Origin of the sequence: Pediococcus siamensis, from assembly GCF_047220215.1 — a bacterium.
Taxonomy (GTDB): domain Bacteria; phylum Bacillota; class Bacilli; order Lactobacillales; family Lactobacillaceae; genus Pediococcus; species Pediococcus siamensis.
Map to the genome: position 1 here is coordinate 1,586,438 of NZ_CP178375.1, position 25,626 is coordinate 1,612,063.

At 42.4% G+C, this 25,626-nt stretch carries 19 protein-coding genes and 2 tRNA genes; 8 read left to right on the forward strand and 13 right to left on the reverse strand.

Annotated elements, in window-relative coordinates:
* Positions 1 to 138: 138 nt before the first annotated feature.
* From ACLJJ6_RS07800 to proC, 3 genes are all read right to left on the reverse strand, one after another.
* Positions 139 to 840, reverse strand: a complete 702-nt coding sequence (locus ACLJJ6_RS07800) for a GntR family transcriptional regulator (RefSeq protein ID WP_412988767.1) — start codon at positions 838 to 840, stop codon at positions 139 to 141.
* A 66-nt stretch (positions 841 to 906) separates the two neighbouring features.
* The gene (gene nagA, locus ACLJJ6_RS07805; RefSeq protein WP_412988768.1) at positions 907 to 2,052 is read right to left on the reverse strand and encodes an N-acetylglucosamine-6-phosphate deacetylase; all 1,146 of its coding nucleotides are present in this window, start codon (positions 2,050 to 2,052) and stop codon (positions 907 to 909) included.
* A 77-nt stretch (positions 2,053 to 2,129) separates the two neighbouring features.
* Positions 2,130 to 2,918: a pyrroline-5-carboxylate reductase gene (gene proC, locus ACLJJ6_RS07810; protein WP_412988769.1), complete on the reverse strand. Its 789-nt coding sequence runs from the start codon at positions 2,916 to 2,918 to the stop codon at positions 2,130 to 2,132.
* A 308-nt stretch (positions 2,919 to 3,226) separates the two neighbouring features.
* On the opposite strand from proC, the gene asnB reads away from it, so the two are divergent.
* The 7 genes from asnB to ACLJJ6_RS07845 all read left to right on the forward strand — a co-directional run bounded on the left by asnB (position 3,227) and on the right by ACLJJ6_RS07845 (position 12,790).
* Positions 3,227 to 5,110, forward strand: coding sequence for an asparagine synthase (glutamine-hydrolyzing) (gene asnB, locus ACLJJ6_RS07815; RefSeq protein ID WP_412988770.1), 1,884 nt, complete (start codon positions 3,227 to 3,229; stop codon positions 5,108 to 5,110).
* Positions 5,111 to 6,328: an aspartate kinase gene (gene dapG, locus ACLJJ6_RS07820; protein WP_412988771.1), complete on the forward strand. Its 1,218-nt coding sequence runs from the start codon at positions 5,111 to 5,113 to the stop codon at positions 6,326 to 6,328.
* A gap of 30 nt (positions 6,329 to 6,358) precedes the next feature.
* The gene (locus ACLJJ6_RS07825) at positions 6,359 to 7,840 is read left to right on the forward strand and encodes a UDP-N-acetylmuramoyl-L-alanyl-D-glutamate--2,6-diaminopimelate ligase (protein WP_412988772.1); all 1,482 of its coding nucleotides are present in this window, start codon (positions 6,359 to 6,361) and stop codon (positions 7,838 to 7,840) included.
* 228 nt (positions 7,841 to 8,068) lie between these two features.
* Positions 8,069 to 8,779, forward strand: a complete 711-nt coding sequence (locus ACLJJ6_RS07830; RefSeq protein WP_412988773.1) for a 2-C-methyl-D-erythritol 4-phosphate cytidylyltransferase — start codon at positions 8,069 to 8,071, stop codon at positions 8,777 to 8,779.
* Between the two features lie 53 nt (positions 8,780 to 8,832).
* Positions 8,833 to 9,804, forward strand: coding sequence for an alcohol dehydrogenase catalytic domain-containing protein (locus tag ACLJJ6_RS07835; protein ID WP_412990452.1), 972 nt, complete (start codon positions 8,833 to 8,835; stop codon positions 9,802 to 9,804).
* A 62-nt stretch (positions 9,805 to 9,866) separates the two neighbouring features.
* A complete protein-coding gene (locus ACLJJ6_RS07840; RefSeq protein ID WP_412988774.1) occupies positions 9,867 to 10,922 on the forward strand; it encodes a CDP-glycerol glycerophosphotransferase family protein in 1,056 nt (351 codons plus the stop codon).
* Between the two features lie 5 nt (positions 10,923 to 10,927).
* Complete coding sequence (locus tag ACLJJ6_RS07845; RefSeq protein ID WP_412990453.1) at positions 10,928 to 12,790, forward strand: CDP-glycerol glycerophosphotransferase family protein; 1,863 nt, start codon at positions 10,928 to 10,930, stop codon at positions 12,788 to 12,790.
* Between the two features lie 325 nt (positions 12,791 to 13,115).
* Here ACLJJ6_RS07845 and ACLJJ6_RS07850 read toward each other — a convergent pair whose 3' ends face one another.
* From ACLJJ6_RS07850 to ACLJJ6_RS07875, 6 genes are all read right to left on the reverse strand, one after another.
* On the reverse strand, positions 13,116 to 14,858 hold the full coding sequence (locus ACLJJ6_RS07850; protein WP_412988775.1) for an aryl-sulfate sulfotransferase: 1,743 nt from the start codon (positions 14,856 to 14,858) through the stop codon (positions 13,116 to 13,118).
* A 73-nt stretch (positions 14,859 to 14,931) separates the two neighbouring features.
* Positions 14,932 to 15,882 (reverse strand): DHH family phosphoesterase, encoded by a 951-nt coding sequence (locus tag ACLJJ6_RS07855; protein ID WP_412988776.1) that lies wholly within the window; start codon positions 15,880 to 15,882, stop codon positions 14,932 to 14,934.
* A 21-nt stretch (positions 15,883 to 15,903) separates the two neighbouring features.
* Positions 15,904 to 16,515 carry an adenylyl-sulfate kinase gene (gene cysC / locus ACLJJ6_RS07860; protein WP_412988777.1) on the reverse strand — a complete coding sequence of 204 codons (612 nt, stop codon included), beginning with the start codon at positions 16,513 to 16,515 and terminating at the stop codon, positions 15,904 to 15,906.
* Between the two features lie 8 nt (positions 16,516 to 16,523).
* Positions 16,524 to 17,675, reverse strand: coding sequence for a sulfate adenylyltransferase (sat, locus tag ACLJJ6_RS07865; protein ID WP_412988778.1), 1,152 nt, complete (start codon positions 17,673 to 17,675; stop codon positions 16,524 to 16,526).
* 48 nt (positions 17,676 to 17,723) lie between these two features.
* Entirely contained in the window at positions 17,724 to 19,220 is a 1,497-nt protein-coding gene (locus ACLJJ6_RS07870; RefSeq protein ID WP_412988780.1) for a sulfotransferase family protein, read from the reverse strand.
* Positions 19,221 to 19,265: 45 nt separating this feature from the next.
* Positions 19,266 to 21,041 carry an SLC13 family permease gene (locus ACLJJ6_RS07875; protein WP_412988781.1) on the reverse strand — a complete coding sequence of 592 codons (1,776 nt, stop codon included), beginning with the start codon at positions 21,039 to 21,041 and terminating at the stop codon, positions 19,266 to 19,268.
* A gap of 408 nt (positions 21,042 to 21,449) precedes the next feature.
* Here ACLJJ6_RS07875 and ACLJJ6_RS07880 point away from each other — a divergent pair, with 408 nt between their 5' ends.
* Complete coding sequence (locus ACLJJ6_RS07880; RefSeq protein ID WP_412988180.1) at positions 21,450 to 22,691, forward strand: ISL3 family transposase; 1,242 nt, start codon at positions 21,450 to 21,452, stop codon at positions 22,689 to 22,691.
* A 169-nt stretch (positions 22,692 to 22,860) separates the two neighbouring features.
* On the opposite strand, the gene ACLJJ6_RS07885 is transcribed toward ACLJJ6_RS07880, so the two are convergent.
* The 4 genes from ACLJJ6_RS07885 to ACLJJ6_RS07900 all read right to left on the reverse strand — a co-directional run bounded on the left by ACLJJ6_RS07885 (position 22,861) and on the right by ACLJJ6_RS07900 (position 25,586).
* A tRNA-Gln gene (locus ACLJJ6_RS07885) sits at positions 22,861 to 22,932 on the reverse strand.
* A 10-nt stretch (positions 22,933 to 22,942) separates the two neighbouring features.
* A tRNA-Tyr gene (locus ACLJJ6_RS07890) sits at positions 22,943 to 23,025 on the reverse strand.
* Positions 23,026 to 23,128: 103 nt separating this feature from the next.
* Positions 23,129 to 23,950 carry a metallophosphoesterase gene (locus ACLJJ6_RS07895; RefSeq protein WP_412988783.1) on the reverse strand — a complete coding sequence of 274 codons (822 nt, stop codon included), beginning with the start codon at positions 23,948 to 23,950 and terminating at the stop codon, positions 23,129 to 23,131.
* A 124-nt stretch (positions 23,951 to 24,074) separates the two neighbouring features.
* Positions 24,075 to 25,586, reverse strand: coding sequence for a peptide MFS transporter (locus tag ACLJJ6_RS07900; protein WP_412988784.1), 1,512 nt, complete (start codon positions 25,584 to 25,586; stop codon positions 24,075 to 24,077).
* Positions 25,587 to 25,626 lie beyond the last annotated feature (40 nt).

A 25,626-nucleotide genomic window follows, 5' to 3' on the forward strand; every position in this document is an offset into this window, starting at 1 on the left:
CCCGTTTCATAACCCGTACGGTGGCCAACATTTCGTTCAAAAATGTTGCGGCTTTACTAAAAAAACTGAAGTTCGACAATTACACGTAAAAATTAGGAAGCTATTTTACGTACAGGTTGTCTGACTTCAGTTTTTATTTTAGCGATTTAAGTAAAATTCAAACCGTTCGCCAACGTATTGTGTGCGGACATATTCGAATGGCTGGCCATCTTGAAGATAAGAGACCTGACGGAGCCGCAAAATAGCTTCGCCACGTTTAACGTCTAAATATTCCGCAATTTTTTCGGAGGCCAACATGGCTGAAACTGTCTGGGTCGCTTTTCCCGGAACAAGTCCCGCCTTTTGTTCCAGTGTCCGGTATAACGAACTGGTTACCTCCGCCTTGCTAAAACTTTTGACGAGTCGTTCAGGAACCGTTGCCGTTTCAAAACAAATCGGTACCTTATCTGCATAACGAATCCGTTCCATTCGCAAAACGAGTTCGCCATCCTTCAATTGCAGCTTCTCACTTTCACTCATTGATGGCTGGCCGGCATGATACGAAATCGTTTTGCTAGACGGGGTTTTCCCCTGTGCCAACATCAGATCCGTAAAACTCGTTACACCAGACATTTTCTCTTGTACCTTTTGATTTGCAACAAAGGTGCCAGAACCAACTCGCCGCTCGAGAATGCCTTCATCAACCAACGTCTGGATGGCCTGGCGCAAAGTCATCCGACTCACATTAAATTGCTCCGCTAAATCACGTTCTGCTGGAATACGGTCACCAATTTTCCATTTACCTGCTTCAATTGATTTTTTGATTTCATTATGAATTTGAATATAAATGGGGGAGCCCATAATTCCACCTCCTATCAACGATCTCTTAACTCTATTATAGCGGATGACTACCCAACATCGTTAGGTTTATTTTTCTTGATCCGCAAACTTACGGCCATAACTATAAGTTGCCAGCTTGTTTAAATTGGTATCAAACAAGTTCAAATCTGCATCCTTGCCGACTTCGAGTGTCCCTTTGCTTGTCAAGCCAAATTCGTTTGCTTGGTTAACTGAACTCATTTGCACCGCATCTTCAATACTGCAGCCCATGAATTTCATCGCATTTTTAAAAGCATCCGTAAATTCCAAGACTGAACCGGCTAAAGTGCCATCGGCCAACCGCGCCTGTTTATCTTTCACATAGACCTTTTGACCGCCTAACTCGCTTTCACCTTCAGGCATCCCTTTAGAGCGCATCGAATCAGTGACCAGTTCAATTCGTTCTGGGCCTTTGACCTCATAAGCCAACCGCAACATGTCAGGGACAATGTGGAAACCATCGCAAATTAATTCCGCATAAATGTTGTCCTCTAACATGACATGCCCCGTTACCCCAGGTTCGCGGTGCTTCCATTCACGCTGGGCATTATACAAATGCGTCCCATGACTAACCTTGCTATTTAATAAATCCTCGCGTTTGGCATTACTGTGTCCTACAGATGGCACAATACCATGAGCCAGACAATAAGCTTCAAACTCATCGGCGCCCTTATCTTCAGGAGCCATTGTGATCAACTTAACCAAGCCATGCGCCGCTTCATTCCACTGGGCTAATAAATCGATATCAGGATCCTTAATGTATTGTTCCGGCTGTGCACCCTTGAAAGTTGCCGAAATAAAGGGGCCTTCCAAATGCACGCCTTGGATAACCGGATTTACTTCAGCCGCCTTTGCGACCCCTTTCATGGCATGCTCAATATTTTCGTTCGACTGTGTCATCGTTGTACAGAAATAAGTTGTAATTCCCTCATTACGGGTCATTTTAGTAACCATTTCGTTGATTTGATCAGCATCGCCATCCATGGCATCAAAACCGTAGCCACCATGACTATGCACATCAATAAAACCAGGTGTAATCACTGTTTCAGCAGAAAAGTGAATATCATCGTCTGGTAACGGTCGAAATTCGCTCATCGGACCTACCGCTTCAATTTGTTTACCAAACCGAATATAGCCATCTTCGATTTTTTCTAAACCAGTATAAATTGTGGCATGTTTCAATACAGTACTCATTTGATTAAAAATCCTCCTCAATTTTTATTAAGTTCATTATAATCGGTATAGACCACAACTGCAAGCCCAAACAAATCCTAAGCTTCGTGTTCTTTTGCAATCGTCGCATCAATTCCTTTGATCACCGCTGTCATAAACCCAGCTTCTTCCATGGCTAAAAAGCCGGCCACAGTTGTCCCACCTGGTGACGAAACTTTGTCAATGAGGGCTGCCGGATTTTCATCTGCGGTCAAGACCATTTCGGCACTGCCTTTCACAACCTGAGCGGCAATTTGCGTCGCCGCCGTTTTTGTTAAGCCGTACTTTACCCCAGCCCTTGAAAGCGCGTCGATAAAGAAATAAGCGTAAGCCGGTGCACTGCCGGCAATCGCTCCGAACGTGGCAAAGTCAGCTTCTGAAACGCCCATCACCTGCCCGACCATTTCAAAAACTTGCTTGCCCGCCATAAATGGTGCCTTGGTGAGGTCCCCACTGGCTGCAAGCGCGGACATCCCTTCCCCTATTTCCACGTTCACGTTCGGCATTACCCGTAAGACCGGTTGCGCACCAATGATGGCTTGAATGGCCGTAATGTCTAATCCTGAAACAACCGAGGCAACCAACTTTTGTGGAGACAACACTGGCTTGATTTCAGTTAAAACCGCGGAAGCAATCGTGGGCTTGACGGCTAAAATAATCACGTCGGCTTTCCTTGCTACTGCCGCATTACTTTCTTCGATAACAAGCTTTTGTTTTTGAGCAAACGCTTCATAATTTTTACGATGACCACTGTGAACCAAAATGTCGGCACCCGCAAATTTTGCCTTCCGCATCCCCACAATGATTGCACGTGCCATGTTCCCGACGCCGATAAATCCAACTTTCATAATGATTTCTCACTTTCTTTACTAATGTCTAATAGCTTAAGTTCTATTAACAATCGCTAACTTGCCCACTAAAATTCGGCCTGACCCTTAGGCTTTTATTGATACTTTTATTTTAGCATGTTTCTGGCTTAACCAACTGGTACTTTTTTGAGTGAAAGAGTTGCACATTTCATCATTTTTTAGTTATTTTAAACTTAAACCTCCCTAATTATATGACGATCTTTTCCCCGTTTTTAAACTTGATTTAATCTGCATTCTTTATAGTTTTCAACAGAAAGATTTCTTAACAAACTTTGGAGGCATATTATATGTGTGGATTTGCAGGATGTTTAACAGAACCAAACACAACAGCTAAGACGACAACAGACCAAACCGTTCATGAAATGACGGCAATGCTCATCCATCGCGGTCCCGATGACAGCGGGTATTTTACCGATGACCATATCACGATGGGCTTCCGCCGGTTGAGTATTATCGACGTGGAGGGCGGCCATCAGCCCCTTTCATACGATCATGACCGGTACTGGTTAACTTTTAACGGTGAAATTTATAATTTTGTCGAACTGCGTAATAGCTTAGTTGCGGATGGTTATCCTTTTAAAACACAATCAGACTCTGAAGTCATTCTCGCCCTTTATGCTAAATACGGGGCAGAACTCACCAAATATCTCCGGGGCATGTTTGCCTTTGTCATTTGGGACAAACAAACCCAAACTCTTTTTGCCGCGCGAGATCAATTTGGCATAAAACCTTTTTATTACACCCTCCAAGACGACAAACTTTATTGTGCTTCAGAAAGCAAAGCCATTTATCAAATCTTGGCTCATAAAACACTTGACCAAAACGCGTTGCAAGACTACATGACCTTTCAATTCGTACCTGAGCCAGAAACCCTGACCAAAGAGATTAAAATGCTTCAACCTGGTTGTACTTTAACAAAGCGGCCTGGCATGCAGCCTGAAATAACGCGGTATTTTCACCGCGAGTTCCACCCTGTCCAGGATTCTGAAAAAGCCTATACCAAAAAAATTAGAGACGTCCTTCTAGATTCCGTTAAAATGCACATGCGTTCCGATGTTCCCGTTGGTTCCTTTTTGTCCGGCGGCATCGATTCTTCAATTATTGTTGCGATGGCCAAAAATTTTAACCCCCAGCTGGAAACCATCTCGGTCGGTTTTGAACGGGCCGGCTACAGTGAACTCGACGTGGCCCAAGAAACGGCCGCCAAATTAGGTGTTAAAAATTATAGCAGTCTGATTACGCCAGAAGCGTTTATGGAGGCTTTTCCGAAATTTGTTTGGAGTATGGACGATCCCTTGGCTGATCCGGCAGCAGTGCCGCAATACTTTTTAGCTAAAGAGGCGGTCAAACATGTCAAAGTGGCGTTAACTGGTGAAGGTGCTGATGAATTATTTGGCGGCTACACGATTTATCACGAGCCCGAGTCCTTGAAACTATTTAATTACACCCGTCCTTTAAACGGTGCTTTGCATCACATCGCCCAACTTATGCCGCAGGGTGTTAAAGGAAAATCGTTTCTATTGCGAGGAACAACACCGCTCGAAAAACGCTACGTAGGCAATGCTTTTATCTTTAATGAGGCGGAAAAGAAGCAATTCTTCAAGCATTATAATCCAGCCCATTCGTTTCGGACCATTACGCAGCCCTTCTATGACGAGGCGGTCAAATACGATCCTATCAGCCGGATGCAGTTCATTGATATGCACACCTGGCTAAATGGGGATCTTCTCCACAATGCGGATCGCACAACAATGGCCCATAGTTTAGAACTACGTACCCCTTTCGTTGACCGGGAAGTCTATCAGGTTGCCTCCCAAATCCCGGCTAGTTTGCGAATCAACCACGGGACAACCAAGTACATCTTAAGGAAAGCAGTTGAAGGTATTGTGCCCGATCACGTTTTACACCGAAAAAAATTAGGCTTTCCAGTTCCAATTCGTTTTTGGCTTAAAGAAGAGATGCATGATTGGGCCCAGAAAATAATTCAGGAATCGCAAACAGATCAGTACTTCGATAAGTCTTATTTCTTGAACCTTTTGGAAGCACATCGTACCGGTAAAGCCGATAATTCCCGCAAACTTTGGACTGTCCTTACTTTTATGATGTGGTACAAAATTTACGTGGAAGATTTTCACTCTAGTCAAGTAACTAATGAAGAGTTGGTGAATTAAATGAAAATAATCGTTCAAAAATTTGGTGGGAGTTCAGTTAAAGACGCGCCATCCCGAGCACAGGCGCTCCAGCACGTCCAATATGCCGTGCAGCAAAATCAAAAGGTCGTCGTTGTGGTTTCTGCCATTCGTCAACCAGGGGCGCCTTATTCCACAGACGCTCTGCTCGACTTGGTGGATAATACCACCACAAAGCTCAGCAAACGTGAACTGGATATGCTAGTTTCGGTCGGCGAAATCATTTCTGCCACTGTATTTGCAGAAGCCGCCCGTAAACTCGGTCTCACGGCTACAGCGCTCTCCGGCCGGGAAGCAGGTATTTTGACCAATTCAGACTTTCAAAATGCTAAAGTGCTTAAAGTTGACCCGACCCGGATTTTGCGGGCTTTAAAAGAAGTTGATGTGGTCGTTGTTGCCGGCTTTCAAGGTGCTGATCCCACCGGCGAAGTTACCACACTTGGCCGCGGCGGTTCCGATGTCAGTGCCGCAATTTTAGCAGCTGCCTTAAAGGTTCCTGTGGATATTTTCTCTGACGTTGATGGTATCATGACCGCCGATCCACAACTTGTCAAACAGGCTAGATGCATCAAAACAATTGGTTACGAGGAACTCGCTAACCTTGCGCATAATGGCGCACGTGTCATTCATCCTCGCGCTGTGGAGGTGGCTAAACAAGCTAATCTGACGATGCGGATTCGTGCCACTTATCAGCAACCAAATGAATTGGGAACGCTGGTTTGTCAAAGTGAGGCCACAATTTCTCACTATCGAACGGTGACCGGAATTACGGATCAAGAAAACTTAACCCAATTTTCTGTGCACACTCAGAACTTATCTGCCGGTCAAATATTTCAGCTGCTTGCCTCAAAAGGCCTTAGTGTTGATTTCATTAATATCAACGGCCAGCAGGTAATTTTCAATCTTCCCGAAAAGGATTTGCTGCTTGCTAAAAAAAACCTAACAGCTGCCCATGCTGATTTCTCTGTGCTTACCAACTGCGCCAAAGTGGCTATCGTGGGAGCTGGCATTGCAGGTACTCCTGGCATTACAGCAAGAATCGTAAACACCTTGGCTAAACAAAACATTAAAATCTTACAATCAGCCGATAGTTATACAACCATCTGGGTCTTGATTCAACAACTTGATTTGCGCAACGCCTTAAATGCACTGCACGACGAGTTCATGCGGAGTCATCAGTTCAGCGTTGCTACCCAATAATGCCGCGTAACCAAAAAGGAGTGTTCTTATATGAAAGTAAGTCAATTAATTAACAGCTTAAAATTCACCCAGGTTGAGCCTGCCATTACCCATGATTTTGAAGTGACCTTGCTCACCCAGGATACACGGGAAGTCAAACCGGGGGCGATGTTCATTGCCGTCGACGGGTATCACGTTGACGGCCATACGCTGGTCAATCAAGCCGTAGCTAACGGTGCCAAAATTATTGTGGCGCAAAAACGCGTCAATGTGAATGTTCCCGTTGTTTATGTGCAAAATACCGAACGCGCCATGGCTATTCTGGCCGACGTCTTTTACGAAGCGCCGAGTCAAAAAATGCACATGATCGGCGTTACGGGAACTAATGGCAAAACAACCGTGACCCACTTGATTGATCAGATTTATCGTGATCAAAATCAGACTACCGGCCTTATTGGCACTATGTACCGCAAAGTCAACGATGAAGTCTTGCCCACCAACAACACCACACCAGATGCCATCACCGTTCAGCGCACCCTCGCACAAATGCGGCAAGCGGGTGTAACCACTGTGAACATGGAAGTCACCTCTATTGCACTAGCACTGGGGAGAGTTTGGGGCATTGATTACGATATTGCCGTTTTCACTAACCTTACTCGTGACCATCTTGATTTTCACAAGACAATGGAAAATTACATTCATGCCAAAAGTATGCTGTTTGCGCAACTTGGCAATAAGTATAATCGCGAAGGCACCACTAAAGTCGCTGTGTTAAATACGGATGATCCCGTCGGCCGTCAGTTTGAACAAGACACTTCGGCTCACGTATTAACCTATGGACTGAACGAAGATGCGATGATTCGTGCCCGCAACATCCAGTTATCGAGTTATGGAACTGAATTTGATTTGTTAGTCTTGGGCAAAGCGGTACACGTTAAAACGCAACTAATTGGCAAATTTAATGTATATAATCTGTTGGCCGCTTTTTCAGCAGCTTACGCCAGCGGTTTAACAGTTGACCAGATCGTCACCTCTTTGGAAAAAGTGACCGGGATTAAAGGACGGTTCCAATCCGTGCCCTCAAATTGCGGTGTACGTGTGATTATTGATTACTCACACACACCTGATAGTCTCTTAAATGCCCTCAAAACTATTCAAACCTTTGCCAAAAAAGACATTTACTGTGTCATTGGTTGTGGCGGCAACCGGGATAAAGGAAAACGGGCTAAGATGGCTCAAATCGCGGTCGATTACAGTACCAAACCCATTTTCACTTCGGACAATCCGCGGGAAGAAGATCCCCAGCTGATTCTCAACGACATGTTGGCTGGCGTTCCAGAAGCCAACGTCCCCGTCTTTATTGATCGCCGCAAAGCCATTCTTCATGCCGTGGAAACGGCTAAAAAAGGTGATGTGATCCTAATTGCCGGGAAAGGTCATGAAGATTACCAGATTATTGGTCGCACCAAACATCATTTTGATGATTATGAAGAGGCCCAAAAAGCACTGGCACTGCATCCCATTGCCGACTAACCACCTTGCATGGCGACAAGCGTTCAGAGGGGCTATTTAGGCGTTAGGAAAAAGGGATTGCCCCCTTTCAAAACACTTTTTTGCGATAAATTTTAGGACTTAATTACCCGTTAACCAATTCGTCTAAAAAAGTTGCCTAATCCATAACATTATCTTCATATTTGTCACTTAAGATTAATTAACCCCAAAAATCAAAATGTTTTTTATACAGAAACGGAGTTCATTCTTATGACAATCTATGCACAAATCTTGGCCGGCGGTAAAGGGACACGGATGGGTAACACGGCAATGCCCAAACAATTCTTACCACTTGGCAACAAGCCTATTTTAATTCAAACCGTTGAAAAATTTACTCTTGAAGACCGATTCAAAGCTATCTTGGTTGTCTGCCCAGCCGACTGGTTAACCCATACGAAAGACCTAATTCGTAAATACGTGACGGATCCGCGGGTCGTAGTTATTACTGGTGGTTCTGAACGTAACGATACTTTAATGAATGGCATTGCCTACATTGAAAAAACGTTTGGTTTAAAAGATGAAGATGCCGTTGTGACGCACGATGCGGTTCGTCTCTTTATCACAAAACGAATCATTGACGACAACATCACTGCGGTACAAAAATACGCGGCTGTGGACACGGTTGTCCCCGCAATTGATACGATTGTCCGCGGTAAAGACAACGCCATTGAAGAAATTCCCATCCGCGAATATATGTATCAGGGCCAAACACCACAAAGTTTTAATATCAAAAAACTCAAGGCTGCTTTTGGTCAACTCACTGAGGCTCAAAAAGCTATTTTGTCAGATTCGTGCAAAATCTGTCTCCTAGCGGGTGAAGAAGTGCACATGGTTCGCGGTGAAGTCTCAAATATCAAAATAACGACGCCCTACGATTTAAAAATTGCTCGGGCTATTGTAGAAAAGCGGGTGACCATTTAATGTTGAACTAAGTCTATCGGCTCGTCAGCGCGCGCCAATTTGAAGCGCAAACTATCGATGAAACCTTAGCTCCCGACGAGATCATTATTCGTCCGACTTACCTTTCGATTTGTAAGGCGGACCAACGTTATTTTTCGGGCAATCGGACTCAAGATGTCCTGGACAAAAAGCTGCCCATGGCACTCATTCACGAAGCAATTGGACAGGTTGTCTTTGATCCGAAAAATGAATTTTCAGTCGGTCAAACTGTAGCTATGATCCCCAATACTCCCCATCATCACGATCAGATCGTAAAGGAAAATTACCTCACAGATAATCACTTCCGTTCCAGTGGTTATGATGGTTTTATGCAAGAGTATGTTTTTCTACGCCGCGATCGCGCGATTAGAATTCCTAAAGACTTTGATCCGCACATGGCCGCTTTCACAGAGATGATTTCAGTTGGCGTCCAAGCACTGACCAATCTCAAAGAAACCATGGACGCGGATGAGCAAGTCATTGGTATCTGGGGAGATGGTAACTTAGGTTACATTGTAGCCTCCCTTTCGAAATCATTTTTTCCCAAAAGCAAAGTGATTGTCTTCGGACGTCACCAGTACAAACTGGATTATTTTTCCTTTGCTGATGAAACCTATCTGGTTAACGATATTCCACCAGAGTTAAAGGTCAGTCATGCTTTCGAATGTACAGGCGGTTCAGGCAGCCAAATTGCGGTTGAGCAAATTATTGATCATATCCAACCAATGGGGACAATCATGTTACTAGGCGTTTCTGAAAACCCAATTGAAATTAACACCCGAATGGTTTTAGAGCGCGGGTTGACCTTGCGTGGTTCTAGCCGCAGCGGTCGTACTGATTTTCAGCAAGCGATTGCTATTTTGGAAAAGGATCCCCAAATCCGTGACCGTTTGACAAATCTTATCGGTTTCACGCAGGTTGTAAGTTCCATCAAAGAAGTGGTTGCATTTTTTGAAAAAGACAGTGCTAGCTCTTGGGGAAAGGCCGTGATGCGGTGGGAAGTTTAAAGCGCACCAAACTCAACTTACTAAAATTTTTATATAATACTTGCTACCAGTTCTGCTACTTTGTGTTTCGCCCCCGTGCCAAACGCATCACCTTTGCTACCATGCGCAATACGCAATTAGTTGATAACCTCAAACAACTTTACGATACCTTCGAAAAAAACGGTGGTTACGAACTTAAAGTCTTTTGCTTTCATTACGATCGTTCGTGGAAAAGCCGCCTTCTTTTTTTCTGGTATTCTTTAACTTCGGTCTATTACATGGCGACCTCGCACTTATTTATTATTGACGACTATTTTTTCCCGTTGTATACCTTAACTAAACATCGTAAAAACGTTGTGATTCAACTATGGCACGCAATTGGCACGCTAAAGAAATTTGGTTTAAGCCTCCCCAACGCTGATGAAAGTGTGATTAAGCCCCATACCAATTATGATTGGGTGATGGTCAATGCTGAAGATGATCGTCAAGCTTACGCAGATGCCTTTGATATCCAAAAGAAGCGTGTTTTAGCCCTTGGCGACCCGATGCTAGATCCCTTTGTTCAGGTACCAATCGACCGCGAACTCGAGCACAAGCGTCGGTTGCTTTATTCACCCACTTATCGGGCGAATAACGTTGCCCCCGTTAAAGCAGCGGTGCAGGCCTTCATCAAAGCAGCTGCAACTCTAACAGCGGACTGGGAAATCTACATTTCTATTCATCCGTATGTTAATATGAGACTAGATAATCAGGATTTACCCGCCAACATCCATCTCTTTCAGGATCCGGGACGCGTGAAACAAATTCTGCCCCAAATTGACGTATTTGTGACTGATTATTCGTCGCTCTTACTTAACTTTAGTTATTTTGAGCGACCCATTTTGTTATATACGCCTGATTACCAGACGTATATTGAACAGCAAGGTTTTTATGTCGACTACTTTAATTATTTGAAAGCGCCTGATTTTGAAAACGCGACTCATCTAATGAATTTTATAAATCATAATCTGGCCCACTTAGATTTGGATTATGTTCGCCAACTAAAAAAGAAAAACTTTCCAAATCTTGATGGTCACAACAGTGATCGGGTCTACCAATTTTTAACATCAATTAATAGGTATGGTGAACAAGAGTCATGAAACATATACTGAGAAGAATAAAAAACAAGGTGCGCCGGGTATTAAGACCCGCACCGCAAAATCCAGAATTGCAAGATAAGGTTGAACCAGCGTACACATCCCCCCGGATTGTCGAAAATGTGGATTCTTTAATCAAACGGCGAGTCAAGGCCATCGATTTCAACGGGGCTTATTTCACGATTTCTGGAATCGCCTATTTTGAAAAATTTCCGGAAAATGATGAAGAAAAAATCATTAAAAGCCTCATTCTTTCTAAAGAAGGCAGCCCGGAAATTGAAATTCCACTGGTTAACCGCAAATCTAACGAGAATGCGCAGTTTCCCATGGCTGGCTACTCTGGTTCTGTCAACTTTGCTGTAATCAACAACGGCAAGCCTTTAGTCCCTGGTCAGTATGAAATCCGCATTCAGCTAAAACAGTATCTTAGCGATGGCTGGCTAATTCAACGCACCTCAATCGGAAAAATTCAAGATTGTGATCACGATTTAAGCTATATCACCAAAATGACGAGCTATTCTGCTAGAAAGAATTCTCAATACCGCTTAATTTTTAAATATAATTTCGCGGCAAATTCACTAGCGGTCAGTTCTAATATTCTGAGTGAGATTAATCCGCTCACTAATGAACTTGATTCGGAATTTATCCTAGAAAGTCCGTTTATGCGTTCTGTCAAACGCCGTGTGCTCAAGCTTGCCTACCGCTGGTATAGTTTGTTACCTGTAAATCCGCGGAAGATTTCGTTTGTATCAGATAGCCGGACCAGCATCTCAGGAAACTTCGAATTCATTTATAAAGAACTTTTGCGTCGCCACACGAATTTTAAAATCTCATTTTATCTAAAACCCAGCATTAAAGCGAAGAAATCCTGGCATGAGGTCTTCACCCTTGCCAAAGCCTTTGCAACCAGCCGTTATATTTTATTAGATGACTTTTATCCTTTAATCTATCCGCTCACGATTCGCCACAATGCAGATCTGATTCAAGTTTGGCATGCGGTCGGAGCATTCAAAACTTTTGGCTACAGCCGTGTCGGTATGCCGGGAGGCCCAAAACTAGATTCTTTAAATCATCGCAACTACACAAAAGCTTTGGTTTCTTCTAAGCATGTTGCCGACAAATACGCAGAAGGTTTTGGCATTCCGGAAGAAAATATTGTCACAACTGGAATTCCCCGTACGGATGTCTTTTTCGACCAGGCTTACGAAAACGAAGTCCGTCAAAGATTACAAGAAGAACTGCCCTTTATTAAAGGTAAAAAGGTAATTTTATTCGCCCCGACTTTCCGTGGTAATGGACAGCAATCCGCTTATTATCCTTACGAAGATATTAACTTCAACAAATTGTATGAAGCTCTTCATGAAGACTATGTTTTCTTGCTGAAGATTCATCCGTTTGTACAAAACGAACCGAACATTCCGTATAAGTACGCTGATTTCTTCTATGACGTTTCGGATTATCGTGAAATCAACGACCTGCTTTTGATTGCGGATGAACTGATTACGGATTATTCCTCAGTCTGCTTTGAGTATGCGTTACTAAAACGCCCCATGATCTTCTTTGCACCTGACTTAGCTGATTATATGCAAAAGCGGAGTTTCTATTTTGACTATTTAGACTTTATCCCAGGACCGCTTGCGGAAAATACTACCGAATTGATTGCGCAAATTCAACATCCACAGTTTGACCGCCATAAACTAGATACGTTTGTGGATTACTTCTTTGATCAACCTGACGGACACGCCAGCAAACGCTTCGTTGATCAGCTCGTCAACGGCTTTGATAACGATGATCAGCTGACATCAAAAGATGCGACTCCTGAGGTGACACCAGATGGAAAAATGATTCCCCACTGGGGACAAAATAAATAACACCGTGCCCACTATTTATGAAGCGCTCGCCTGCAAGCCAGACAAACTGTCTAAAGCTTATCGGGGAGCGCTTTTTTGTAGGACACGTCCCACCCAGAATTTTCTGTGCGTTTTATCTTTGTCATTGTCCATGTCTCTTTTTACCCGTATTTGCTGCAGGATAGGCGTTATAACAGGCATCGCCTCTAAAATTATTAAAATAAGTCACAGGCCAAAAGCCAGCTTTTCTAGGTGGAAACCAGTGACCACAAAAAAACAGGTTTGAGAAAACTCAATTTAATGAGTCTTTCAAACCTGTTTTTCATTTGAGTTCGTGTTTTATCTCTTATTCGTTAATCCCATAGCGATGCTTCGTCGGATACAAGGAGAAGCGTTCGGCGCGGTAAACATAACCCCCACTGCCCAAATTGGACAACTTCACATTAAAGATCTGCTTATTGGTTTTGCTATTGTATTCAATCACATTCGCGGCATCTCCATTATCCAGCCAGCCAAAATCAATCAACCGGTTTGTCGCATTGAGATAGCGATTTGACCCAATAATATTCGCAAAATTTTGTTTACCTAACGACTTGCCAAAGCTGTCAACTACTTTGATTGTCCGCTTCTTTTCGTTAATCTTATATTCAACCCCTTCAGAGTACTTTCCAGAACTTTCTGTCAGAGATTTCTTCGTTTTTCCAACCGCAATATTGTTGTTAAAGATCAACACATTCAATGAATTTTTCTTTCCCAAAGTGGCCGGATTGACAATTGCCGCGTGCTGACCACCTGGCCAAATCATTTTACCAGAAGCTTTTAAAAGATATTTACGGTAACGCTTTGGCCATGCTGAGCGTTTCTTTCCAGAAAGAATCCACTTAATCTTTTGGGTCTTATAGTCGATCTTCATAACCAGATTTTGATTACGACTAGAAATGATCAAACTCTTATCTGTTTTATCATAGTAAACCGAATTTTGGTGGAACCAGTCACGTTTACCCATGTACTTAGAGGATTTAGTGGCATTATATTTACGGTAGAATTTACTTGGCAAAATATTCTTCATATTAATGACCTTGGTAATTTTGCCGGCTTTATGCGAAATCACAATCATCGTATCTTCAACATAAGTCCGGCCACCATCCGAAACGGTCGCAATGAGGTCTTGGTTAGGCAATTCAGTCACATCATGATGGATCTGATTATGATTTTGTTTCTTGGATCCTTTCGCTTTGCCCCAAGCTTTATGATTCAAACGATATGTGCGCTTGATTTTACCTTCATAATTCATTTCCACTAATTCATTAAAATACGAATTAGAGGCTTTCGATTTGGTCCAAATCAAGAGATTACCATTATTCAGCTGCTTAAAGATGTGCGATGTCGGACGAGTGGTATACCAGCGAATGGCCCCGTCTGCATCAATCCCAAACGAAAAGTTCTTGGATTCATTTTTTCCTGAAATGGTTGTCCGTACCATAAACGTAAGTTTGCTGTTCCCAGTACCAAGCGCCATTTTCTTTTTATTAGCTTTTGACACCTTAATTTTAATGGAGGCTAAGGAACTCGGCAGCTGCGCAGTTTGAATATGGATCGTCCGGGTCGCCGAAGTCCCGTCACGGTAGATAACTTTAATTTTGACCGTGTTATTGTAGCCGGCATACAACCCTAAAATTTGTAGCGTATGGGATTTGCTATAAGTTTTAACCGTATTCGTAATGGAAGTCTTGTTTGTTTTGCCGACCACTGTATAGCTAACCTTCGCCGCTTTATTCGTATGAAAAATTGCCACCGCACTTAACGGAGATACTTTATAGGGATTAAGCTTGGTGTAAATATTATCCAAGTTGTACTGACTATTTTTAGCTTTTTGGGTCAGATTCTTTGTAATTCCTTTTTGTGCCTTGATCTCGCCATAAACTAAGCGGGAATTAATATCCTTTTTGACTGCACTAGCTGAACGAACCTTACTGGTTGTGACTTTTGCTGTTGAATTGGTTTGAGAATTTTTATAGTAAAATGTTCCCCCAATTACCAAAATGATTGCAATAACTGTCGCAATCAGCCATTTTAAATTTTTTCGCATAGCGTGAATCCCTTTCTTTCAAATTAGACAAACAAATTTCCAAACATTTTTTGAACTTGTCCGGAAATTGATTTTACGCAATACTGTTTGTTTGCTGGTCGATCATTAACTTATTCGTTGCATTGATCAGCAGTTCAGCAGTTTGCAAGTCTTTCACATAGGTCCCACTAGCCAACGGGTGTCCCCCGCCAGCAAAGTCACGGGCAATCCTATCAATTGGAATTTTTTTAGAACGCAAATGAACGCGATACTCACCCTGGGGGCTTTCAATAAACATTAACCACACCTGCACATCCTTTAGGTTCCCGGGCAAGGAGACGACTGCATCTTCTTCTCCCCAAGACAGACCATAACTTTTTAAGACGGTTTGGGGAATGACAATGCTGCCTAATCCCTGCCGATTAACTTCAAGATTACTCATTACAAACCCAAAAAGTTTGCTCAACCGTGAATCAATAGCCGTGACTTGATGGCTAATCTCGGCAACATCAACACCTAAGCGACGTAAATCTGCGGCAGTTTGAAAGGTATCGGCGGTTGTATCTGCAGTTGAAAAACCGACCGTGTCGCCAATAATCCCCGCATAGAGGTCACTGGCGGCTTGCAAATCGAATTTTAGTTCATCAGCATTTTCGCGATACAACTGATAAATCATTTCTGCACAACTAGCCACCTTATCGTCCACCCAATTCACTTGTGCGTATGGATCAAGATTGGGATGATGATCGATTTTGATCGTTGGTAAAACTGGCAGTGGCCCGTCTATGCGCGTCCGATTGGCACAATCTACCACAATGACCAAATCCTCTTTTCCGGGAAGTCTGTCAACTCCCATTTCAGCACTAATCCAAGCCAATGATGAACTGGGTGAACCAACCGCCACAACTTCTTTTTTTGGAAAAGAGTGTTGTAAAAGTCGTACAAGCCCCGCTTGCGACCCAATGGCATCTGGGTCTGGGTTAATATGACGATAAACAAAAATTCTTTGATGCGCTTTAATTAATGCCATGATTTTCGAGGTCATTGCCAATTCATCCTCCCTTTACTAATCCGCAATCTTAATATAATGGTGTTTCTCTAAGTAAGATACAATTTGCTGGACGGATGTTTCCAACGATTGCTTGGAAGTATCAATGGTGATTTCGGGATGCTCTGGCGCTTCATAAGGGGCATCAATTCCCGTAAATCCTTTAATTTCACCGCGGCGGGCTTTCTCATACAGATGTTTTACATCACGTTGTTCGCAAACTTCCAGTGGCGTGTCCACAAAAACTTCAATGAATTCATCTGGATCGAGAATTTTACGCACACGCTCCCGGTCTTCTTGATATGGTGAGATAAATGCCGTCAACGTGATAATACCGGCATCGACAAAGAGTTTAGACACTTCTCCAATACGCCGAATATTTTCTGCTCGATCTTCTGCCGAAAATCCAAGGTTACTATTCAGACCAAAACGTACATTATCGCCATCCAGCACGTAACTATTAATTTGATGTTCAAAGAGATATTTTTCAACTTCAACGGCAATGGTCGATTTTCCTGAACCTGACAATCCTGTAAACCAAAGGACGGCGCTTTTGTGGCCAAAACGTGCCTGCCGTTGTGCTTTGTCAATCTTAGTTGTTTGCCAAGTAATATTTTCTGATTTTGCCATGCGAACCTCTACTTTCTCATGCCTTCAATTAACACGCGCGCAACTTCAGGACGGGAGACTTCCTTAGGCGGTACAATCCCGTCTCTGAGCATCTTACGTACCTTTGTCCCACTAAGTGAAATGTGTTCAGCTTCATCGTGTGGGCAAGTCTTATCAGTTGCCATTGAGCCACATTTTGTGCAGTAAAACGCGTTTTCAAACTTGAAGAATTGCATTCCCATTTCGCTTTCCACAGAAGAAATTAATTCTTGTGCCTCGTAGGTACCGTAATAGTCACCAACACCAGCATGATCACGGCCGACAATGAAGTGTGTACAGCCATAATTTTTACGGACAATGGCGTGCAAAATTGCCTCTTTAGGTCCCGCATAACGCATAGCGGCAGGATAAATCACCAGCCGGACACGGTCTTTAGGGTAGTAATACTTCAAAATTTCTTGGTAACTCTTCATGCGTACATCGGCTGGAATATCATCGGCCTTGGTTTCGCCGACCAGCGGATTCAAAAGCAGCCCGTCAACACTTTCCAAAGCTGTCTTTTGGATGTATTCATGTGCCCGATGAATCGGGTTTCGTGTTTGGAAACCGACAATTGTTTGCCAGCCAAGGTCATGGAACATTTTTCTTGTTTCAAGCGGCTCCATATAAAAATCACTGAAATCGCCGTGATCTAAGTTACGCAGTAATTTTACCGGACCACCTAAATACACTGGACCGGTGCTATACATTTTTTTAACACCAGGATGTGCTTCTTCGGTAGTCCCGTAAACATTTTGAGCTTCGACTTTCTTGTCGGGACGGAATTTATCAGTCACCACCATGGTGCCATAAATTGTGTTGTTAGCATCAACTAAGGCAATTTCCTCATCAACCGCAAATTTAGCCGCATTCGCTTCAGAAACCGGCAAAGTGATAGGAATACTCCAAATGACTCCGCTAGTTAAATGCATGGTTTGAACAACCGAATTATAATCAGCTTCGGACATAAAGCCAGTTAATGGACTAAAGCCCCCGATTGCCAATAATTCTAAATCGGAAATATTCCAGGCATTAATTTGTAATTTAGGCAGTTTTTCAGCTGCCGTATAAGTTTGTTCAGAAAGATCCTTTAAGTTCACTAATTTTCCACCATGAGGTGTGATTCCATATACTTTATCCATAAATGTTAGCCATCCTTTTTAAATTTAAAATTTTTTCAGCATCAACGCCTAGGCTGTCCCTAGTTTTTGCAATTGCGCAACGGTCTCACTTGGTATTTGCCGATAATCGGCAATTTGGACTTGCTTATGGTCCGCAGTTAAAAATGCCGTAATTTTTTTCTGGGTCGCTTCACTTTGTAAAGTTGAAGCAGCTACGACCAAGTGGGTTTGCGTACTTACACGATTTAACACGCGTTCATAGCGTTTCAAAAGTACGGCACGCTTTTCATCTTTTTGGGTTAGTGCCTGATCATCAACAACCAAAATATTGCGAGTATCCAAATTCATCTCTTCACTAACGGTCATTAACATTTCAACCGCTTCACTAGTCAAGACGTCGCCAATGCCCCAAGCCGCATTCTTCTTGGCACCTTTGCGAAGATAGTTATTAAAGTCTTCCTTCAGTTCCAGATAGGAATAACTTTGCTCATATCCTGCTTGCGCTTGCGGATCATCAGCAAGCCGGTCACTCACCGTTTGCAGCAGCTGGTGCGCTTTTTTAGTTTTCTGATCCTGCATCACCACTTTTTGATCAGTTAGCAATTTATTTACAGCCGCGACTTGATTTGCATCAGAACCGTAGACAAAGACCGTTTTACTATCAATTTTGACATTGAAATCACGGTAAAGTGAACCATATGATTCGATATAGCGGTCCGTTAAATCATTGATTTGACGATCAAATTCGTCCGAAGCTAAAAATTCATCACTATTAGCCGCCTTGACGCCAAGCAAGTACAGTTCCTTCACATCATCATCCAAATCTTTTTCAGCTTTAAACTCAGCCAAGCTTTCACCGCTGTCGCTCTTTTGCAAATTAGGATCAATAAATCCATCGATTTTAGCTTGCAAGGCTTGCTCATCTTTAGGCCAAGGTAAATCCAGTTGGGTGGCAATCCGATGAAGCGTCGGTAAGGTTTTATGGAAGAGATCCTCATAACTGACAACCAAGCGCGGATGGTCTTTTGTATCTCGCAATGAGAGCAGTGTTCGTACTTGCCATTGGCGCAGCGCCATGACTTTATCCCGATGCCAAGCCCGCGAATTTGAAGCCACCACATCCAACGGGTTACGGATCAAAATGATTTCTGCCGGTCGTACCTGAATGTCGTCTAAAACGTGCTGCCACAGTTCGATATAATCATTCATCCGTGGATCCTTAATCACTAAGTACTGTTCTTTTTGAAATTTGGTCTTTAAGTAAGTTGTTAGTGCCGCCCGATCTTTTTTGATTTTAGGACTGTCATAATAGCCTTTAAATGCCGGTCGGTACCGAATTTTGCTGCCCAGTTTTTTATGAATGTTAATGATGTCTTTATTCTCGAAGTACCCCTTCGGATTAATTTTTTTACTTGGGGCCAGTAAATTATCCGTTCCGAGCGAAATGCCCATAAAATTAATGCATTTCGTTAACACAGAAGTACCAGACCGACCACTGCCGAGTACGAGAACCGCTCGTTTGGGTCTTAAACCGGGAAAAAGTTTTTGAAAAATATGAATTGCCATTTGCATCTTCCTATCTAAATTTATTTTTTTAAAATTAAAGCCTTTTTATAAAACGATGTACACGTAATAAGTAACAAACACACAGATCACCATACAAATTAAATTAAGTGGAATTCCCACTTTAAAGTAGTCCGTGAATTTATAATGCCCCGGTCCATACACAATCAAATTTGTTTGGTAGCCAATCGGGGTTGAAAAATCCGCCGTAGCGGCAATGGTGATCAGCATCGCCAACATCATTACCGGTAAATTCATGAATTTTGCTGCCGAAACGACGATCGGAAACATCAGGGACAAGGCAGCCGCATTCGATAAAATTGCCGTCAAAAAATTGGTCATAAAATACAGCAAGAACATGTATAAAATTGGGTTGGGAGCGCCAGTTACCGCCGTCAGCTGATGGGCAATGAACTTATCCGCCCCGACATTTGACATTGCCAGCCCGAGCCCATAACTGCTAGCCACCAACAAAAGTACGTTGATATCAACTGCTTGAGCAACATCTTGGACAGTAATGCACTTCGTCAAAAATAAAATCACGCAGACAACGGCTAAAGCAACAAAAAGATCCATAACGCCCATTGTGGAAACGACAATGGCACAGATTAATAAGAAAACTGGTAAAAAGTCTCGGTAATTGCGCTTGTTACTCTGAGCTAGTTGGACGTTAACGACGTGCAAATCTTTCATAGCATCTAACTGTTCTGGTTCATCATTCGTGATCGCAACAAGGTCATCCCCAGCTTTTAAACTGATTTTACCGATTTGACCATTCAACTTGACTGAATCACGGTGAATAGCGACGATCACCCCACCGTATGCATCCCGAAATTTAGACGACTTCACCGTTTGGTTAATGAGCGCCGAACTATCCGGAATGGATAATTCCACCAGGTGGGCGTGCTCGTTGGTCACATCCACCATATTAATTTTTTCAGTACTTGGTAAAAGTCCCGGGATCTGCAATAAATCATTAATTTCCTTAATTGAGCCTGTGAAATACAAACGATCTTTATCCTTTAATCGCACATTTTCATTTACCGGCACGATCGGATGACCATTACGGTTCACCGCCACTAAAAAGACGTTATCCAAATGACGTAATCCGGCTTGACTAATGGTTTGTCCAAGAAACGGGAAATCAGAACTGATGGTCATTTCAATCAAATAATCATTAGGGGACGCGATCACGCTGTCCACATTACTATTTTTATAACTTGGCAAAAGATGGTAACCAATCGTCATCAAATACAAAATACCGACAACTGTAATCGGAATGCCCACCACTGCAAAGTCAAAAAAACCAAACTGACGCAGATGATACTTAGAAAGTAGCCCTTGTGCGACTAAATTTGTCGATGTTCCCAGTACGGTAATCAAGCCACTCAGGATGGTGACGTAGGAAAGAGGAATTAAGAATTTGGAAACTGACAGATTCTTTTCTTTACACCACTTTTGAACCATCGGGGTAAGCGTTGAAACAATTGGGGTGTTGTTAATAAAGGGTGAGAAGATGCTAACCGAGGTTAATAACCGCAGAAGTGAAAATTTCTCTGACTTCCCGTTGCCAAGTGTGCGGTCAAAAAGATGGGAAATGAAATTACTTTTAGCAATCGCATAAGCAATGATATACATCAACCCAATGGTGGCTAACCCGTCATTGGCAAATCCTTCCAAGGCATCACTGGGAGACAGAATCCCAATCATCATGAGAAAAGCGAGCGCACACAAGATAATCGCATTAGGTGTCGTAATTTCCATAGCCATTAATACAAATGTAACGACTAATGTGATAAGTACAATTGCTATCTGCAAAGTCATTTGAGACATCGCTCCTCTTTTTGAATTTCGGATCAATAAATGCTGCTGTCTGTCGCAAAAGATACATAATATCGGCATCGTTTTCGATTTTATTTGTAGCATTGAAAAAATTGTAAAACATAGATATGAACGAAACGGGTAGATTAAGTGAGGATTTGGCACGATATTTCTTCAAATTCGATTTTTTTGAGAACTGCTTATCATAACTATCAGTTTTATTATGAGTTTTGTCTCCTGAGGACAAAAAATAAGCATAACCATTTCTGATTGTGCTTATCTTTTTTGGGTCTACACTTTCTGGTATTGGTGAATAACTGATACCAGTTTTTATTTTGAAAAAAAAAAGGACATTTGCCCTCTTTGTGTTACGATTTAATCGCCTAATAAAATCGAAAAGAGGAAAAACAAATGTCCCTAACTAATTCTATCCTAAGCCTATTCGAAATAACAGACCCTAATTTAACTGTAACTGAGATTACTAAGGAACATTATCCCAATGGGCAACACGTTCATGTCGTTCACGCTATCCTTTCCTATCAACTTTTAAAATGTCCTCATTGTGGCCATAAATCTCTAATCAAAAATGGAACTCACATTGGCCATCTAAGATTGGGAACCTTATCAGGTGGACGTTATGAGATGCAGCTAAAACGACAAAGATATCAATGTAAACGGTGTTTAAAAACCTGTGGTGCTCAAACTAACCTCGTTAAACGTAATGAAACTTTTACGCATAATGTGAAACATCAAGTAATTGTTCTGGCTCGGGATATGCTGACCAGTAAAGAAATCGCTAAGATTTGTGGGATTTCACCAAGTAGTGTTCAACGCATTTTAAATGCGAATATTCACTTAGCTTATCGTGTTAAAACACTCCCCCAAAATCTTTGTTTTGATGAATTCCGTTCCTGTAATCATCTAATGTCCTTTAACTGTTGCGATGCCGTTAGTCATCGCCGCATTGTGATTCTTAAGGATCGCCTTAGTAAGGATATCATTGATTACTTTGAAGCTCGCTATTCAGTTCAAGAACGTATGAAAGTTCAAACAATCACCGTTGATATGAATGCTGAGTATGCTGGCTTTATTCATCGGTTATTTCCTAAGGCAATAACCATCATTGACCGTTTCCACATTATTCAACTTGCCGGTCGGGCACTGGATAACGAACGTACACGTGTGATCCATACTTTTCAAGATAAGCATTCCCGAGTTTATCGCATTCTAAAATCTCAATGGCGTTTGTTCCATTTGGCAGAAGAAAAGGTCAATGATACTAAACTTATCTATTTACACGGTATCAACGAATACATGACCCAACAGAACGCCATTGACCTAGCCTTAGATGAATTTCCAGAATTTAAAACTGTGTATCAAACCTATCAAGGAATTCTAACAGCCATTCAACAAAAAGATGCGGTTGGATTTAAAACCTTGATTGCCAACTACAAGGCGGCTGGCAACCAAATGGATATTACTATCTCAACTTTAATAAAGAATGGTCCTGCTGTTCTCAATAGTTGTCGTTATCCGTATTCCAACGGTCCTATTGAAGGACTAAATCGTAAAATTAAGGTGTTAAAGCGTAGCTGTTTTGGTTTTCAAAATATTCATAACTTTTTCATTCGTATCAGTTTAATTTATGCGTAAACAAAAAAAGCACATTCACCGAAGTGAACATGCTTTTCAAAAATCTCCACCAATACAATTTGACAGAGACCCAGAAATATCCAAACGACCTGTCATTAGCACAATTTAATACGGAGCAAAAAAAACTACCAAACCAACATTTTACTGTTGATTTGGTAGTTTTAATAAGTTGGGCTAGCTGGATTCGAACCAGCGCATCACGGGATCAAAACCCGATGCCTTACCGCTTGGCTATAGCCCATTCATAAAAATGGAAGGGAGTGGATTCGAACCACCGAACCCGAAGGAGCGGATTTACAGTCCGCCGCGTTTAGCCAGACTTCGCTACCCTTCCCTGTGAACGATATCAGAACACTTAACGCATCCGACTAAAATATAATACCGAAAATTCGGACAAATATCAAGGGGTTTGCCGGAATTTTTTTGAAATAATTTGTTTAAAGCTGAAAATACGCCAATCGTGTTTGCCATTCTGCCAGAAAATGGGTTGCTTGCCATTCATTAATCCGTTTTGTGTGATAACCTACCGCCTGATTGTAGTAAGTCGTCTTTTGAAACTGTTGCGGCTGTGGATGAATATGCATGTGCCCAAAAACCACAATATCGGTTTGGAATTGTTCTAGCAATTTTCCTAATCGCGGACTGCCCATGTAAGCATTCGCCATATTCCAGAGATTTCCTTCTGGCGCATAACGAATATAATCACGCCGAGGGACAAAGTGCGTATAGTACAGAACCTTTTTTTGGACCTTCTGAGCCATTTTAAGTTGGTGGGTAGTTTCATCCAAAACAAGATCCATTCGCTCTCTATCGCTTAATGGTTGCTTAATCGAACCATCTATCCAGTAAGCACGTTTCCACACTTCAAAATCTTTAGTTTGTTTCTCGGGTAGATTATCTGCAAATTGGTAGTCATACCAGCCGTTATTACCGATGATTCGCCAATCGGAACCGGGAATGTCCAAATATTGATTATGCATGTAGCTGGGATCAAGGGGCTGCTCTAATTCTTCAAAACTGACCCCCTGAACCATATCATGATTACCGGCAATGAATTTCACCATAATTTGATTGCCGAGCTCTTGCTGCAATTTTTGAACGTACGCAAGACTTTTCCCGAAATCATTAAAAAGATCCCCCGCAATCAAATAAAGATCGACTGCCTGAGCGGCCAAGTATGCGGCTTGCTGTTTTATGGTTTCACTGACATCTAACCGATTTACATCCAAATGATTGTCACTCGTTACTGCTACTTTCATAAATCTTCCTCGTTTCCTGATGACTCAGCACAATATTTTACGCCATTATGAGTGCGGTGTCAGCTTTAAAGCCTCAAAAAAAGACCAACCTGTTAAGTTGATCTTTAGATTCAAATAGTTGAATTTAATTGACGCCCACCATTTTGGAAGAAATCCATTTTGACAACAACAAGAGTAAAATCCCAAAAACGATACTAATTGCACCGACAATCAAGAAATAGGGAACTTCGGTTGCACTTGTGTAAAAACGGACAATCTGCGCGTTTATGGCTTGTCCAGCCGCGTCTGCTAGGAACCACATACTCATCATTTGCGAACTGAAAGCTTTCGGTGCCAATTTAGTTGTCACGGAAAGGCCAATTGGCGAAATCAACATTTCTCCAATTTCAACAATTGCCCAGCTGCCGACTAACCACAGCGGGTTAACTTTACCAGCAGTGCCAAAAAGAATCCCTGGTAATGCGATAAATAAGTACGAAACACCGGCAAATGCCAAACCATAGGCAAATTTATGCGGTGAGGTTGGCTGCTTATTTCCTAACTTAATCCACATCCACGCGAAAAATGGCGTGTATAGCATAATGAACAGTGGATTTAGGGACTGGAACTGAGAGGCAGCTAGGTTGATGGCAAATGGCCCTAAGTGCAAGTGCAACTGTGTACGTTGTGCTGCATAGAGTGCCAAAACAACCGATCCTTGTTCCTCAATAGCCCAGAAGATCACCGCCGCAATAAACAGCGGCACATAAGCCCACAGGCGAGATCGCTCAATCTTCGTAACTTTATTGCTTGAAAACATCAAAACAAAGTAAACGATTGGCGTGGCAATGGCAACAATACTTAAGAGAAGCACAACATTATCGATGTTTAACGCGTTTGCCAATCCCATCACACCCAAGATCAAGGCAAAAATCACGACGCCAACACCAACTTGCCACCCTAATTTACGGGCATCTTCCGGTTCAATTGGATCAGAGGGATACAAACTGTCTTTGCTGAGGTATTTTTTCCCGCCTAAATAATATTGAACTAATCCAAAGAACATCCCGATAGCAGCCAGTGAAAATCCAGCATGGAAGTTAACGTGGGAACCGACCCACCCAACTAACAGTGGTGCAATTAAAGCACCCAAATTGATCCCAAATACAAAGATACTGAATCCAGAATCACGTCTGATATCTTCTTCTGTGTAGAGACCGCCCACCATTTCGGAAACGTTAGGTTTTAATAATCCGGTCCCAATCACGATTAACGCAATTGAAATGAACAGCGCTGGGGCACCAAATGGTAATGCCAAAGCAATGTGACCAAACATGATGAATACTCCGCCCCAAAAAACAGTTTTCCGAGGTCCCAAAATTCGGTCACTGACATAGCCACCAATAACACTGGTTAAGTAGACAAGCGAACCATAGATTGACATGACTGACGCTGAGGTAGTTTGGCTAAACCCAAGCCCACCACGTGACACCGCGTAGTACATGTAAAAAAGCAGAATGGCACGCATACCGTAGTAACTGAAACGTTCCCACATTTCCGTAAAGAACAGCGTTGAAAGTCCTCTTGGTTGCCCGAAGAACGACTTATCGCTATGTACTTCGTTTTCGTTATTCAATTTATTTCTTCCTCCAAACATCTCTTGGTAATCTAAAACAAGTTGTTCTTAGAAGGTGGTA

What these genes read in the sequence shown, in the direction of transcription:
- ACLJJ6_RS07800 (WP_412988767.1), bottom strand. Translation starts at nt 840, where the DNA reads ATGGGCTCCCCCATTTATATTCAAATTCATAATGAAATCAAAAAATCA.
- nagA (WP_412988768.1), bottom strand. Translation starts at nt 2,052, where the DNA reads ATGAGTACTGTATTGAAACATGCCACAATTTATACTGGTTTAGAAAAA.
- proC (WP_412988769.1), bottom strand. Translation starts at nt 2,918, where the DNA reads ATGAAAGTTGGATTTATCGGCGTCGGGAACATGGCACGTGCAATCATT.
- asnB (WP_412988770.1), top strand. Translation starts at nt 3,227, where the DNA reads ATGTGTGGATTTGCAGGATGTTTAACAGAACCAAACACAACAGCTAAG.
- dapG (WP_412988771.1), top strand. Translation starts at nt 5,111, where the DNA reads ATGAAAATAATCGTTCAAAAATTTGGTGGGAGTTCAGTTAAAGACGCG.
- ACLJJ6_RS07825 (WP_412988772.1), top strand. Translation starts at nt 6,359, where the DNA reads ATGAAAGTAAGTCAATTAATTAACAGCTTAAAATTCACCCAGGTTGAG.
- ACLJJ6_RS07830 (WP_412988773.1), top strand. Translation starts at nt 8,069, where the DNA reads ATGACAATCTATGCACAAATCTTGGCCGGCGGTAAAGGGACACGGATG.
- ACLJJ6_RS07850 (WP_412988775.1), bottom strand. Translation starts at nt 14,858, where the DNA reads ATGCGAAAAAATTTAAAATGGCTGATTGCGACAGTTATTGCAATCATT.
- ACLJJ6_RS07855 (WP_412988776.1), bottom strand. Translation starts at nt 15,882, where the DNA reads ATGACCTCGAAAATCATGGCATTAATTAAAGCGCATCAAAGAATTTTT.
- cysC (WP_412988777.1), bottom strand. Translation starts at nt 16,515, where the DNA reads ATGGCAAAATCAGAAAATATTACTTGGCAAACAACTAAGATTGACAAA.
- sat (WP_412988778.1), bottom strand. Translation starts at nt 17,675, where the DNA reads ATGGATAAAGTATATGGAATCACACCTCATGGTGGAAAATTAGTGAAC.
- ACLJJ6_RS07870 (WP_412988780.1), bottom strand. Translation starts at nt 19,220, where the DNA reads ATGGCAATTCATATTTTTCAAAAACTTTTTCCCGGTTTAAGACCCAAA.
- ACLJJ6_RS07875 (WP_412988781.1), bottom strand. Translation starts at nt 21,041, where the DNA reads ATGACTTTGCAGATAGCAATTGTACTTATCACATTAGTCGTTACATTT.
- ACLJJ6_RS07880 (WP_412988180.1), top strand. Translation starts at nt 21,450, where the DNA reads ATGTCCCTAACTAATTCTATCCTAAGCCTATTCGAAATAACAGACCCT.
- ACLJJ6_RS07895 (WP_412988783.1), bottom strand. Translation starts at nt 23,950, where the DNA reads ATGAAAGTAGCAGTAACGAGTGACAATCATTTGGATGTAAATCGGTTA.
- ACLJJ6_RS07900 (WP_412988784.1), bottom strand. Translation starts at nt 25,586, where the DNA reads ATGTTTGGAGGAAGAAATAAATTGAATAACGAAAACGAAGTACATAGC.